Annotated in this window: 14 protein-coding genes; 10 read left to right on the plus strand and 4 right to left on the minus strand. The window is 66.6% G+C overall.

Features of this window, described 5'->3' with window-relative positions; all coding sequences use genetic code 11:
- Positions 1-34: 34 nt before the first annotated feature.
- From QX041_RS30845 to QX041_RS30860, 4 genes are all read right to left on the minus strand, one after another.
- Positions 35-514: a VOC family protein gene (locus QX041_RS30845; protein ID WP_315827031.1), complete on the minus strand. Its 480-nt coding sequence runs from the start codon at positions 512-514 to the stop codon at positions 35-37.
- 308 nt (positions 515-822) lie between these two features.
- On the minus strand, positions 823-1977 hold the full coding sequence (locus QX041_RS30850) for a DUF4340 domain-containing protein (protein WP_316167699.1): 1155 nt from the start codon (positions 1975-1977) through the stop codon (positions 823-825).
- The gene (locus QX041_RS30855) at positions 1974-4898 is read right to left on the minus strand and encodes a Gldg family protein (protein WP_316167700.1); all 2925 of its coding nucleotides are present in this window, start codon (positions 4896-4898) and stop codon (positions 1974-1976) included. The genes QX041_RS30850 and QX041_RS30855 overlap by 4 nt, the downstream gene beginning before the upstream one ends.
- Entirely contained in the window at positions 4891-5844 is a 954-nt protein-coding gene (locus tag QX041_RS30860) for an ABC transporter ATP-binding protein (RefSeq protein ID WP_315718229.1), read from the minus strand. The genes QX041_RS30855 and QX041_RS30860 overlap by 8 nt, the downstream gene beginning before the upstream one ends.
- Positions 5845-6371: 527 nt before the next feature.
- Between QX041_RS30860 and QX041_RS30865 the strand changes: the two genes are divergently transcribed.
- The 10 genes from QX041_RS30865 to QX041_RS30910 all read left to right on the plus strand — a co-directional run bounded on the left by QX041_RS30865 (position 6372) and on the right by QX041_RS30910 (position 12272).
- Positions 6372-6710 carry a hypothetical protein gene (locus tag QX041_RS30865; RefSeq protein WP_315769939.1) on the plus strand — a complete coding sequence of 113 codons (339 nt, stop codon included), beginning with the start codon at positions 6372-6374 and terminating at the stop codon, positions 6708-6710.
- Positions 6707-7303, plus strand: coding sequence for a TlpA disulfide reductase family protein (locus QX041_RS30870; protein WP_316167702.1), 597 nt, complete (start codon positions 6707-6709; stop codon positions 7301-7303). Before QX041_RS30865 ends, QX041_RS30870 begins: the two co-directional genes overlap by 4 nt.
- A gap of 127 nt (positions 7304-7430) precedes the next feature.
- Positions 7431-7778 carry a DUF2282 domain-containing protein gene (locus tag QX041_RS30875; RefSeq protein ID WP_316167703.1) on the plus strand — a complete coding sequence of 116 codons (348 nt, stop codon included), beginning with the start codon at positions 7431-7433 and terminating at the stop codon, positions 7776-7778.
- Between the two features lie 55 nt (positions 7779-7833).
- Positions 7834-8721 (plus strand): DUF692 domain-containing protein, encoded by an 888-nt coding sequence (locus QX041_RS30880; RefSeq protein WP_316167704.1) that lies wholly within the window; start codon positions 7834-7836, stop codon positions 8719-8721.
- Positions 8702-9493 carry a DNA-binding domain-containing protein gene (locus tag QX041_RS30885; RefSeq protein ID WP_316167706.1) on the plus strand — a complete coding sequence of 264 codons (792 nt, stop codon included), beginning with the start codon at positions 8702-8704 and terminating at the stop codon, positions 9491-9493. The genes QX041_RS30880 and QX041_RS30885 overlap by 20 nt, the downstream gene beginning before the upstream one ends.
- The gene (locus QX041_RS30890; RefSeq protein WP_410051903.1) at positions 9490-9996 is read left to right on the plus strand and encodes a DoxX family protein; all 507 of its coding nucleotides are present in this window, start codon (positions 9490-9492) and stop codon (positions 9994-9996) included. The genes QX041_RS30885 and QX041_RS30890 overlap by 4 nt, the downstream gene beginning before the upstream one ends.
- Positions 9986-10618: a sigma-70 family RNA polymerase sigma factor gene (locus QX041_RS30895; protein ID WP_316167707.1), complete on the plus strand. Its 633-nt coding sequence runs from the start codon at positions 9986-9988 to the stop codon at positions 10616-10618. Before QX041_RS30890 ends, QX041_RS30895 begins: the two co-directional genes overlap by 11 nt.
- The gene (locus tag QX041_RS30900) at positions 10615-11283 is read left to right on the plus strand and encodes a DUF1109 domain-containing protein (RefSeq protein ID WP_315718237.1); all 669 of its coding nucleotides are present in this window, start codon (positions 10615-10617) and stop codon (positions 11281-11283) included. Before QX041_RS30895 ends, QX041_RS30900 begins: the two co-directional genes overlap by 4 nt.
- A 182-nt stretch (positions 11284-11465) precedes the next feature.
- Entirely contained in the window at positions 11466-11768 is a 303-nt protein-coding gene (locus QX041_RS30905) for a hypothetical protein (protein ID WP_316167709.1), read from the plus strand.
- Between the two features lie 90 nt (positions 11769-11858).
- The gene (locus tag QX041_RS30910) at positions 11859-12272 is read left to right on the plus strand and encodes a hypothetical protein (protein WP_316167711.1); all 414 of its coding nucleotides are present in this window, start codon (positions 11859-11861) and stop codon (positions 12270-12272) included.
- Positions 12273-12857 lie beyond the last annotated feature (585 nt).

Raw genomic sequence — 12857 nt, forward strand, 5'->3', positions numbered from 1 at the left:
GAGCGCGGCGATGCTGCGCTCCGGCTGGCGAGGGTCATCCCCGCCGCGCTGCCTCGATGGCGGCGACGTCGATCTTCTTCATCGTCATCATCGCGGCAAACACGCGCTTGGCCTCGGCTCCGCCGGCCGCCATCGCGTCGGTGAGCGCGCGCGGCGTGATCTGCCAGGAGATGCCCCATTTGTCCTTGCACCAGCCGCATTGGCTTTCCTGGCCGTCATTGCCGACAATGGCACTCCAATAGCGGTCCGTCTCCGCTTGATCGTCGGTGGCGATCTGGAACGAGAAGGATTCGTTGTGGGTGAACGCAGGTCCGCCATTGAGGCCGAGACAGGGGATGCCACACACCGTGAATTGCACCGTCAGCACGTCGCCGGCCTTGCCGGAAGGGTAGTCACCCGGCGCGCGATGGACCGCTGTCACTTCGCTGTCCGGAAACAGTTCGGCGTAGAAGCGCGCGGCGGCCTCTGCGTCCTTGTCGAACCACAGACAGATCGTGTTCTTGTGCTTTGCCATGGCAGACGTCCCTTCCTTCCAAGTGCAGGCCGCGTCGTTCGTTCACTGGGCGGTCCATTGGTTACGCTCGAGCCAGGTCGTTGCGATCCGGCTGATCCAAGGACGTTCGTGCATCGCCGGTGCCGACACGACCGGCGGCCGAGCGAGAAAAAAATCTCATCCCCTACGACTGACGATCATCGGTGGCACAGCCAAGGATTGAGGCGCTTGGCTGACCATACCTTTCCTCAGCGGCTGATCGGGGCCGAGCGACGCGCGAGATCCGGCTCCAGCCTCGCGGCGAAGCCGGATACGCGCGTCGTGAGGACCTAGCCTCCGGGCGACCTTGGCGGCTCGGCGCCGCCGTGAGAGGCCTGATCGGCGCCATGGGATGACGTCGGAGCAGCCTGCAGTGCTGCAGCCGCCGGCGCCTGATCTGCCTTGGCGCCTGCCGTCTCGGCCTTTGCGGCGTTGTCGTCCGGGCTCTTCGCGCCCGAAACCTTGTCTTCCGAGCTCTTGTCGTTCGAGTTCTTGTTGCCCGAGCTGTTGGCGTTCGGCGCCTTGTCCGGTTTCGGCGGCTCGATCAATGCCGCGCGCGTGGCCAGCACGATCGGCGCAGCGGTGTCGGCGCTCACGTGGAAGAGATAGTCCTCCGCCGAACGCGTGAACAGATAGCCGCCACCGGCGTCCTTCTTGTAGCGATAGATGAGCTGGCTTCCATCGGTCCGCTTCAGCGTGACGGTGATGTCGGGCGCGTCGGTCTGGGTCAGCGCCGCCTTGCCCTTGCCGCGTACGCCATCGAAGAGAGGATGCGCCATCGCGCTGACCAGGGCATCGATCTTGTCGGGCCGCGGCTTCTCGTCCTTGCCGAGCCCCGCCAGCGTGAACTTGCCGTCCTTGCCATCGATGGTGACGTCACCGACGCTCACGCTGGCGATCTTGTCGCGCGGCGTGTCCAGCATGTCGTGCTGCATCCAGGCGCTGGGCTCCGCGCCGATGTCGTAGGTCGCCAGCTCGACGGCGTAGACCGGAGAGGCATCGCCGGCCCGGACATGCACCTGGCGATAGGCCGGCGAGGTCCCGACCAGCAACTCGCCGACCCGGCTGCCGCCGCTCGTCAGCACCACGCGGCGCTCATGAACCTTTTCGGTGACCTTGAAGCGCTCGGCTGCGGCATCGGTCTTCGCGATCGGCCAGCCCTTCTTCAGGCCGGCGATGCGGTCGAGCAGGCCATTGACCTTGGTCGTGTCGGCGGGAAAGTCCGACAACGCAGGGATCACCCATTTGCCGTCCTTCCGCGCGAGCGTGACGGTGTGGCCGGCGTCGTCGTCGATCGCGACCTGATCGACCTTGGCCGGCGCGAACCCGACCAGCGGCTCCTTGGCGTCGAACGCGGCATGATCGGAGCGGTTGACCGCGAAGGTGAGAGCCAGCGCGAGCTGGCCACCCAGCAGCGCGGTGAGCAGGATGGTAAGCCCTTTCATGTCCGCGCCTCCGCTATGCCGAGCATGTTGAGATATCTCCGTTGGGCGCCGAGCCGCAGCACGCGGCGCACGATGTAGACGAGTGCGAGCCCTGCGAGCGCGAGCGCATAGTTCAGGTATTCCCAGAACATCTGGCCGCCGCTCTGCATCGGCGCGAGCGTGCGCGAGAACTGGCCGCCGCGGCTGCGCAGCGCCAGCAACCCGCGGTCCTCGAGCGACCAGTCGACCAGGTTCTGGGCGAAGTCGAGCGGTGCCAGATATTGCGTGCGGTCGACGCTGGAGGCGAGCTGCAGCACGTCGTCCGACAGGAACGTGCCCGAGCCGATCACGATCAGCCGCGCGCTCTCGGGCGAGCGGGAGATCACGCCGGTGATGCTGGGCTTGGCGTCGGCAGCCGCCGTCTTCGCCGCATCATCGGGCTTCGCGTCGGGTTTGGGCGGAGCCGCGTCCTTGGCGAGAGGCGATGGCTTGCCGGCGAAGAACGACGTGAACTCGCCCTCCATCATGGCCCCGAGCAGCTGGCGCCCCTGCTTCTCGGCAGGAGGGAATCCGGTGTCGGGATGCGCCTTGAAGTCCGGCACGACGTTGGTCGTCTTGGCGGTCCAGGAATGCGGCGAACTCTGGATCAGATCGACGATCTTCCGCTTCTTGCCGACCTTGTCGGCGTCGATCGTCAGCGGCGAGGCCCAGGACAGCGTCAGCTGCTGGGTGCCGGCCGAGGGCGCCGCGCCCTGCGCCAGCCCGTCGCTGCGGATGTCGGCGAAGAACGGGTAGTCCATCAGCCGGATCTGCCGCACCTTGATGCCACCGCCGACGTCGCGCTCGGTCGGGATCGGGAATGAGGCGTTCTGGCGATCGAGCACCATGCTGTCGCCGACCTTCACCCCCTGGAACGCCAGCCAGTCGTCGAGGCCGGACGGCGTCTTGGTCACGTCGAGATTGCCGCGCAGCGACGGCTGATAGGGCGAGGTGGCGACGATCACGGTGCCCCCCTTCATCAGGAACTGATCGACGGCGAACACCTGCTTCTGATCGAGCTGCTGCGGCGAGGCCACGAACAGGATGTCGGCGCGCTCGGGGACGCGGCCGTCCTTCAGCTGGGTGGCGTCGACGAGCGTGTTCTCCTGCAGCTTCTGCTGCAGCAGATCGAACGACGGCCCGCCGCCGCCGGGGATGCCGAGCTGCGGCATCGGCTGCTGCGCCGGGGGCGTGTACAGCGCGACGGTCCGCAGCGCGCCGGGCGTGAAGCGCTTCAGCTCGGCGTCGATGTTGCGCTTCAGGCCGTCCTTGTCGAGCTGCTCCGGCAGCTGGATCTGCTCGGTCTTGTCGCCGCTCTTCAGGATCAAATGGAACCAGAAGCGCTTCGGATTGAGCAGGCCGACCGAGAGCGGCTCGAGGCCGTAATCGTCCTGCAGGGTCTTGGCGATCTGGCCGCCATCCGCGTCGGGATCGACGATCTTCGCGTCGAGCTTGCCCGGCGTCTTGCTCTGGTCGTCCTTGATCAGCTCCTGCAGCGCGGTCTTCAGCTTGGCGAGCGGCTCGGGCAGGTTCTTGGCCGAGATATAGGCCTCCAGCGTCACCGGGTGCGGCAGGCCGGCCAGCACGTCGCCAGAGCCGCGATAGCCGTTCAGCACCTTCTTGATCGCGCGGGTGATCGTGTATTCCGGATTGCGCAGATTGACGTCGAGCTCGCTGTCGCCGTCACCGCGCTCCTTGACCTCGATGAGGTCGCGGAAGCCGAGCGTCGTATATTCATCGCCATATTTGACGAGAATGTTGAAGTAGGAGTTGGTCACCGACGCCTGATACTTGCTCGACGTCTGGAACGGCACCGGCTGGATGCCGTACTGCTTGTTGGCCTCCGCCTCGAGCGCGGCGTTCTGCATCGGATCGACGAACTCGACCCGGACCTTGCCTTGTCCTGCGATCTCGTACTCCTTCAGCAGATCGCGCAGCCGCGGCACCAGCGGCGCCAGCAGCGGGTGGGTCTGGGCGCTGAAATAGCCGCGGATCAGCAGCGGCTCCTGCAGCTGGCCGAGATAGCTCCGGGTTTCGTCCGAGATCGAATAGATGTGTCCGGCGGTGAGATCGGCCCGCGCGGCGGGGAGCTGGCCGAGCCACAGATTGACGGCGACGAGATTGGCCACCGTCAGCGCGGCCACCATGCGCCAGCGCCGGTGCTGCGGCGCGCGGCCCTGCGACGACCAGCGCAGGCTCTCCAGCACATAGAGGTTGAGCACCAGGAACACGCCGAAGATGCTGAGATAGTAATAGAGATCGCGCAGGTCGATGACGCCGCGGGCGATCGACTCGAAGCGCGAGCCGGCCCCGAGCTGGCGCAACAGCTCGCCGCCTTCGTTGCCGGTGAGCGAGGTCAGCGTGTTGGAGCCGAGCAGGTAGAACGCGCCGCAGATCAGGGTGGAGACGATCAGGCTGATCACCTGGTTGTCGGAGCGGGCGCTGACGAACAGGCCGATCGAGATGTAGGCGGAGGCGAGGGCCAGCGCGGCGAGATAGCCGCCGACCACCGGTCCCCAGTCGAGCCGGCCGATCATGGACACCGTGATCGGGAGCGGCAGTGTCAGCGCCAGCGCGATCGCGACCAAAGCGAGGCAGGCGAGGAACTTGCCGAGCACCAGCTGCAGCGGCGCGACCGGCGAGGTCAGCAAGAACTCCAGCGTGCCGGCGCGCCGCTCCTCGCTCCACATCCGCATCGTGACGGCCGACACGATGAAGATCATCAGCACCGGCATCCATTCGAACAGCGGCCGGACGTCGGCGATGTTGCGGGCGAAGAAGCGGTCGACCCAGAAGAACAGGAACAGGGTGACCGCGAGGAACGCCGCCATGAAGATGAAGGCCGCGGGCGAGGCGAAGAAGACGGCCAGCTCCTTGCGAGCGATACGAAGAACGTTATGCATGCAGGGCCTCACGGGTCGGCGCGCCGGCGCCGGTGATGTCGGCGAACAGGGTTTCGAGATCGCGCTGTTCGGGATGCAGGGCGAACAGATCCAGCTTGTTGTCGGTGATCACGCGGGCGACGGCCGGCGCCACGGTGCTGGCCGCGTGGCCATTGAGATTGAGCGCATAGGCATGGCCGGGCTCGGCGGCCGTCAGCCGCTCCACGCTCTTCACCAGGCCGAGCCCCGTGACCAGCCGCTCGACCAGTTCTGGCGGCCCGCTGGTGACGAGACGCAACCGGCCAGGGCCGCCGAGATCGCTCATCCGGGTGTCGAGCGCCAGCCGGCCGCGGTTGATCACCAGCACGCGCTCGCACACGGCGCGCACCTCCTGCAGGATGTGGGTCGACAGGATCACCGTGGCGGTCTTCGCGAGATCCCTGATCAGTCCACGCATCTGGGCGATCTGCGACGGATCGAGGCCGTTGGTCGGCTCGTCGAGGATCACGATCTTCGGCTTGTGCAGGATCGCCTGCGCGACGCCGGTCCGCTGCCGGTAGCCGCGCGACAGGCTCGCGATCGGCGCGGTGGCTTTTTCCCCAAGGCCGGTGGCGGCGATGGCGTCGCGCAGCGCCTGCGCCCGGGCGCCCGGCGGGATTCCCCTCAGCTCCGCGGCGTAGTCGAGGAATTCGACCACCGTCATCTCCGGATACAGCGGGCAATTCTCCGGCAGGTAGCCGATCAGCGCCTGCGCCTGACGGCGCTGCGTGCCGATGTCATGGCCATGAATGGTCGCCGTGCCGGCGGTCGGCTCGAGATAGCCCGTCAGCATCTTCATGATGGTGGTCTTGCCGGCGCCGTTGTGCCCGAGCAGGCCGACGATCTCGCCGTCGCCGACCTCAAAGGAGACGTCGTCGACGGCGGTGAATGACCCGTATTGGCGGGTCAGGTGTTCGGCGGAGATCATGCGGGGCGTCGCTCCTGAGTTGGCCGTCGCAGCGCCAGGTCCTGATCGACACGCAGGATCGATCACCGGCGGCACGAGCGTCGGATGCAGCTGAAAGGATCTGGCCGACCGAACCGGCGGTCGTCAGCGGGGAAAGCTGAGGTGGTCGGGTGCGCTGAGCGCGGCGGTTCAGAGCGGCCCGGCCTGTGCGATGGGGAGAGTCGTCATCCGGAAGAGCACATCGTACGACGAAGCCTTGTGCAAACCTTGGGAGGTCGTGAAACTGTGTTTCCGCCGTTCTGTTGGTTGCGGCTAACTAATCGGACGCGATCGAATGAATCAAGCGGGGGCCGCCGCTCTGGATCGATCACGACCGGTCAATTGGATGTGAGCGGGCAACTCGAACGCACGCGCTGCGCTGACCGCGATCCGCGCCGGTGCTCATGACTTCGCCGCGGCTGCGCGTGGCCTGGTAACCTTTCTTGGTCCGCCATCGTACCGTCGAATGGCAGTATCAGGACACGCCGGCGGGAGGTATCCAATTGCATGTGAGGCGCCCGCGCATCGTGCGCATTACCCATCGTCCGAGCGGCGAGGTGATCGCCGAGGGGCCGGTCGGTCTCTGGGACATCACGCCGTTCGAGGGCAACTTCTACATCCGGCGGCGCTGCCTGAGAACGTGCCATCTGCGTCCGAACTGGATCCCCGGACTCTGCATCTACAAGTTCCTGTACGTGTGGCTCGACCTGAAGCTTCCGGACGGCCGGCGCGAGCCGTCGATCGGATGGCTGTACTGGCTGCCCAATCCGCTGTTTTTCTTCATCGCGTTCCGGCCGGCCGTTCCGCAGTCCTCGCCCGCCCTCGCCGTCGAGGAACGGGCGGGATGATTGTTGCGACACGGCGCGAGGTGATCGGCGGTGTGTTGACGGCGCTCATGGCAGGCGCCGGCCCCGCTTCGGCAGGGTCTGCTGACGACGAGGTCCCGGCCTTCGCAGCCGGCCGTCATCAGCTCACGCTGCTGCGGCCGCAGCAGAGCCTGCCGGCGCTGCGGCTGTTTCGCCTCGACGGCGGTACGCTCGATCTGGCCGCGCTGCGCGGCGCGCCAATCGTGCTGAACTTCTGGGCCTCGTGGTGTACGGCCTGCCGCATCGAGCTGCCGGAGCTCGATCGGCTCGCGCGCAGCGTCGGGCGCGAGCGCCTGCACGTCGTTGCGGTGTCCGAAGACCGCAGCGATCGCGACAGTGTCGGTCGTTTCGTGCGCTCGCTGCGGCTGACGTCGCTGCCGATCTGCCTCGATCCGAACGGGTACGTGGCGCAATCCGGTGACGGTCGCGGCAGGCCTGCGCCGTTCACGCTGTATGGCATGCCGATCACCTATCTGATCTCGGCTTCAGGACTGATCGTTGGATACCTCCCGGGTGCGGCCGACTGGTCGTCGTCGGCGGCGGCCGATCTGCTCGACTATCTCGGGCGCAACTGAATGATGAATCGCGAAGCAGACGACGTAACCTTCCAACGCACTGGAGCGAACCATCGTACAGGCGCGCCGATGGCCGCCAGACACCTGCAATGTCCGCAGGCTGAACCCGGAGAATGGAGGAACACGCATGTCCAATCGCACGCTGTCCGCAATGATCGTCGGTGCATTTGCGGTCGCTGCCGGCGCGCTCGCCGTCGCATCCGCCTCGGCGGAGACGATGGCCAAGGGCGACATGGAAAAGATGATGAAGGCCAAGCAGGCCGAGACCATGAAGGCCATGAAGGACGGCAAGATGGAGAAGTGCTTCGGCGTCGCGCTGAAGGGCCAGAACGACTGCTTCGCCGGCGCCGGCACGACCTGCGCGGGCACCAGCATGACCGACTATCAGGGCAATGCGTTCAAGCTCGAGCCGAAGGGCACCTGCACGACGATGCAGACCCCCAAGGGGCCGGGTAGCCTGACGCCGAAGGCCTGAGACATTGCCGGCGGGCTGCTTGCAGCCCGCCATTTCTCTCGATCGGAGTCTTCGGGTGGCACGCGCACAATTCTCGACGGCCGGACGGATCCCCGCGCGGGGCGGCGTCGGCCTCAAGGCCGAGCACTATCGCGGCATCGTCGAAACGTGGCCCGATATCGGCTTCTTCGAGGTTCACGCCGAGAACTACATGGGCGCGGGCGGGCCACCGCACCGCTATCTCACGGCTATTCGCGAGCGCTATCCGCTGTCGCTGCATGGAGTCGGATTGTCGATTGGTGCCGACCGCCCGCTCGACCAGGCCCATCTCGGCCGTCTCAAGCATCTGGTCGACCGCTACGAGCCGGGGCTGTTCTCGGAGCACCTGGCGTGGTCGACGCACGATACCGGTTTCCTCAACGATCTGCTTCCCGTTCCCTATACGGGCGAGACCCTGATCCGCGTCTGCGATCACATCGACGAGGTGCAGAGCGTGCTCGGCCGGCGGATGCTGCTGGAGAATCCATCGACCTATGTCGCGTTCGCCGAGAGCAACTGGTCCGAGCCCGACTTCATCGCCGAGATCGCGCGTCGCACCGGCTGCGGTCTCCTGCTCGACGTCAACAACGTCCATGTCGCTGCGACCAATCAGCAGTGGGATCCGCATGGCTATCTTGCCGCCTTTCCGCTCGCGCAGGTGGCCGAGATCCATCTCGCCGGCCACGCCCGCGAAGCCGACGAGCACGGCAGGCCGCTGTTGATCGACACCCACGACCGGCCGGTCGACGGCGTCGTCTGGTCGCTGTGTGCGCATGCGATCCGCGCGACCGGCCCGGTGCCGACACTGATCGAGTGGGACGCCGAGGTGCCGCCATGGCCGGTGCTCGCGGCGGAGGCGCGCCGGGCCGAGGCCATCATGCTCTCGCCGACGATGGAGGTGGCCTGTGACGCCGCCGCTTGCTGAACGTCTTGGCGGCTTTGCGCGCGCACTGCTCGATCCCGCGCAGCCGGTGCCTCCCGGCCTGGTTGGACCGGATGGGACGCCGAGCGGGCGCCGGTTCGGCGTCTATCGCAACAATGTCGTGGCCGGCTTGACGGCGACGCTGAAGGACGCCTATCCGGCGGTTCATCGCATCGTCGGGGAGGAGTTCTTCCAGGCCATGGCGCGCCGCCATCTGCTGTCCGAACTGCCGTGCTCGCCGATCCTGCTCGACTATGGCAGCGGCTTCGCGGCGTTCATTCGCGGCTTCGCACCGGCATCGGCACTGCCTTATCTGGCCGATGTCGCGGCGATCGAGCGCGCCTGGGCGGAGGCCTATCATGCGGCGGAAGCCCAGCCGGTCACACCTGCGGCTTTCGCCGCCCTAGCGCCGGCCGATCTGCCGGCTCTCCGCCTGCGCCTGCATCCATCCCTGCGGCTGGTCTGCTCGGCGTTTCCCGCGCTCACGGTCTGGCAGATGAATGTCGCGGAGGGAATTCCTGGCCCGGTCGATCTCGACGCGGGCGGCGAGGCGGTTCTGATCGTCCGTTCCGAGGCCGACGTCGTGGTTCGCGCGATCCCGTCGGGCAGTTTCGCGTTCGTTCAGGCCTTGTCGGCCGGGCGGTCGATGCTGAGGGCAGTCGAAGATGCGCTGCGCGAGGACGTTGGCTTCGACCTCGCCGGCACGCTCCACGATCTGATCCATGGCGGAGCGGTGATCGGCTTCGACCGCGCGACGATGGGGGAGGCGTCATGAGCACGATCGCGGGCCGCCGGGCGCTCACCTTGGCCATGTCGGATGCGATCGATCGGTTCGCGCGACTGGCTCTCATCGTGGCGCCGCCGATGCTGCGCATCGCGCTCGCGGTGCCGTTCTTCAAATCCGGACTCACCAAATGGGATGGCTTGCTGTCGCTGTCGCCGTCCGCGGTGTATCTGTTCGAGGACGAATTCAAGCTGCACCTGTTCGGACAGACCTATGACTTTCCCTGGCCCGCAGCCTTTGCTCATCTTGATGGCGTGGCCGAGATCGTGCTGCCGGTGCTCCTGGTGGTCGGGCTGGCGACCAGGGGCAGCGCGCTCGGGCTGTTGGTCATGACCGCCTTCATCCAGCTCGTCGTCCCGGATGGCTGGGCCAATTTTCATCTGCCCTGGGCTGCGATGGCGGTTGCGATCATCGCGCTCGGGCACGGGCCCTTCAGCGTCGATCAACTCGTCGTGCCGCCCGGTCGAAAACTGGAGAGCGCCGATGGGCAGTGACCAGAGCGCTCCTGCGCCGCGGCTGAGGCTCGTCGCGGTGGACGCGCAGAGCGGGGCGGACGTCAAGCCGGGACGCCGCGCGCTCGATTGGGCGATTCTGATGGCGCATGCCCAGGAGGGCGATCGTGTCGCCTATCAGCGGCTGCTGCAGGAGATCACGCCCTACCTTCGCTCTCTCGCGGCGCGGCACTGCAGGCAGCGCAGCGACATCGAGGACGCGGTGCAGGACGTGCTGTTGACCATCCACTCGATCCGCCACACCTATGATCCGACGCGCCCGTTCGCGCCGTGGCTGGTGACCATCACGAACCGTCGCCTGATCGACCGAGTACGGCGGCAGTCGCGCCAATGGCGGCGCGAGACTGTGCTGTCTCCCGAGCACGAGATCGCAGCCGAGCCCGAGACCGGCGTGGAGGCGGCGCCCGACCGCCGCGAATTGGAGCTGGCGATCGACAATCTCCCGCCAGCGCAGCAGCAGGCCGTGCGCCTGTTGAAGCTCAGGGAGCTGTCGCTCAAGGAGGCCTCGGCGGCAACCGGAATGTCCACGACCTCATTGAAGGTGAACATGCACCGCGCTCTGAAGAGCCTTCAGAAGCTGCTCATTCCGCGGAACGAGCCATGATCAAGACCGACGATCTGATCAACTCTCTTGCGACTGACATGCGGCCCGTGAAGCGGCTGCGGCCCCCGCTGTTGCGCGCCTGCACTTGGCTGATCGGGGCCGGTGCCGTGGTGGCGCTGCTCGCCGTCAACCAGGGGATCCGTCCAGATCTGGTGCAGCGTCTGCACGATGCGCCATTCGTGACCAGCCTCGTCGGCTCGATCCTGACCGGCGTGCTGGCCGCGATTGCGGCATTCCTGGTCAGCCTTCCCGACCGCTCGCGGTGGTGGATGCTGCTGCCGCTGCCGGCGCTGGCGCTATGGCTGTCCAACATCGGCTATCAGTGCCTCACCGACTGGGTTGCGGTCGGTCCAGACGGCATGAGCCCCGGCGAGGCGGCCCGCTGCTTCACGACGCTCGCCGTGACGAGCCTGCCGTTGTCGCTGGCCCTGCTGGTGATGCTGCGCTACGCGGCGCGGCTGCGGCCGACCATCGTCGCCTTGACCGGCGGCGTCGCCGTATCTGCGATCACGTCGACGGCGCTCGCTCTGTTTCATACGATCGACGCCTCGGTGATGATCCTGATGTGGAACGTCGGAACGGCTGTCCTGCTGATCGGTGCGGGCGGCCTGTTCGGCCGTCGCATGTTCGGCTGGGTCGCGCCGCGCGTCTTCGCGCACGACTGAGCTCGCCGTTCGTCGACCGACGCGGACCGGTAACCTTCGTCGTGCCTGGAGCGAACAGTCCGCGGGCTCGGGCGCAGATAGCCCTGTCGCGACGCGCATCGCGCGTCGATGTTCACGGACGCGAGGAGAATGAGACCATGCAACGATCGAACCCCCTAGCCGGGTGGACAAGTGCGGCGCTGATGCTGGCGGCGCTCGCGCCGTCCGGCGCCAGCCGGGCCGCCGATGCGACCCATCTTTCGTTCGTCACGCACGCGGCGTTCTTCTCGGCGGAGACGAAGCAGCCGAAGCCGCTCGATCCCCATGCCTTCGTCGCCGACGCCGCGGCGCCGGCCGCTGTCGGTCCGCAGAACATTTCCCACGTCGCGGGGGTCCGGCCGGCCTTGATCGAACAGGATGCGAAGACCGCCGTTGTCGCCAACGCGAAGGGCGAGCCGGAACGACGAATGATTTTGTGGCCGGAGCGAACGGCAAAGCGAAGCTGACGATCGTCGCGCCACAGCCGCTGACCATGACAACGCCGTGCTGCTGGTCTATCACAGCGACGGACCGCCGCTTCGTCCGGCAGCGTCTCGATGGTCGCCAATACCTTCTCGACGTTGCGCAGCAGTTCGAGCGACGGCGGCAGTATCGAGATCTGCTCGCGCCTGACGAGCTGCTTCACCCACCAGAAGCGGGTCATGTGCCTGATCGAGATCCGCCAACGGCTTGCCGGCGCCGGCAGATTGTCGAATGCGCCATGGTCCTGGGCAGATGCGGATCTGCACCTCGACCCAGGACTCGCAGCTCGCGGTCAGTGGCTTACGCTCCGTCATGCCCGGCCGGACCTTTTTTGTCGCATCGACGGCACGAGGCCATCACCGGACGAGATCGGCGGCAAAAATAGTGGTTGCTGTTTTTCAGAAATCATGCTTATATCCGGTATCCCGCCTCGAGCAGAGGGACGTACGCGTCGTCACGAACGTGGAGGCGGGCTGCGATGGACGTGACGGCTGTGCCGACGAGCGCAGGCGTTACGTACGGCGAAGTCGTGTGGTCCTGGCCTCTCGGCGCTGAGGTCAAGCTCGCGGTCGTTGCTTGACGGCACGCGCGGGCGATGGGGGCAAGAGAGCCGATCCCCAGGGAGAGCACGAAGGACACCGTTAAAACCGATCGCGCGGGGAAGGCCGGGTCTGTCCGGCTGTACCTGTGGTACCTGCCGCCTGCATTCTTTTGAGCAGGCGGGCCACGGGCCTCAGCCGAGGTCCGGCCTTCCTCGCGCCCTCTCGTTGTTCAGAGGGACACGAATGCTGCATCACCCGGGCACGACGTGCTGCGGGATGAAAGATGCTTATCAGTTCGCCTCCGTGATGAGGTCGAAGGTGTCGACATCTACTCAACTGTCGTCCCGGACAAGCGCGCAACGCGCGCGCCGATCCGGGATCCATAACCCCAGGGAGATGTGCGAGGCACGATGGTCGACCATTCTCGCCCAGCCACATCCGCCGCGGCGTATGGATCCCGGGTCGGCGTCCGCCAACGCTCCGCGTTGTCGGACTTGCCCGGGACGACATCGAATGCTTGGCGCGTTTTGG

Origin of the sequence: Bradyrhizobium sp. SZCCHNRI2009 (assembly GCF_032485115.1) — a bacterium.
Taxonomy (GTDB): domain Bacteria; phylum Pseudomonadota; class Alphaproteobacteria; order Rhizobiales; family Xanthobacteraceae; genus Bradyrhizobium.

Excerpts from the sequence above, each read along its gene's own strand:
- QX041_RS30895 (WP_316167707.1), top strand. The coding sequence starts at position 9,986 with ATGGGCAGTGACCAGAGCGCTCCTGCGCCGCGGCTGAGGCTCGTCGCG.
- QX041_RS30860 (WP_315718229.1), bottom strand. The coding sequence starts at position 5,844 with ATGATCTCCGCCGAACACCTGACCCGCCAATACGGGTCATTCACCGCC.
- QX041_RS30910 (WP_316167711.1), top strand. The coding sequence starts at position 11,859 with ATGGTCGCCAATACCTTCTCGACGTTGCGCAGCAGTTCGAGCGACGGC.
- QX041_RS30870 (WP_316167702.1), top strand. The coding sequence starts at position 6,707 with ATGATTGTTGCGACACGGCGCGAGGTGATCGGCGGTGTGTTGACGGCG.
- QX041_RS30850 (WP_316167699.1), bottom strand. The coding sequence starts at position 1,977 with ATGAAAGGGCTTACCATCCTGCTCACCGCGCTGCTGGGTGGCCAGCTC.
- QX041_RS30875 (WP_316167703.1), top strand. The coding sequence starts at position 7,431 with ATGTCCAATCGCACGCTGTCCGCAATGATCGTCGGTGCATTTGCGGTC.
- QX041_RS30855 (WP_316167700.1), bottom strand. The coding sequence starts at position 4,898 with ATGCATAACGTTCTTCGTATCGCTCGCAAGGAGCTGGCCGTCTTCTTC.
- QX041_RS30900 (WP_315718237.1), top strand. The coding sequence starts at position 10,615 with ATGATCAAGACCGACGATCTGATCAACTCTCTTGCGACTGACATGCGG.
- QX041_RS30905 (WP_316167709.1), top strand. The coding sequence starts at position 11,466 with ATGCTGGCGGCGCTCGCGCCGTCCGGCGCCAGCCGGGCCGCCGATGCG.
- QX041_RS30890 (WP_410051903.1), top strand. The coding sequence starts at position 9,490 with ATGAGCACGATCGCGGGCCGCCGGGCGCTCACCTTGGCCATGTCGGAT.
- QX041_RS30845 (WP_315827031.1), bottom strand. The coding sequence starts at position 514 with ATGGCAAAGCACAAGAACACGATCTGTCTGTGGTTCGACAAGGACGCA.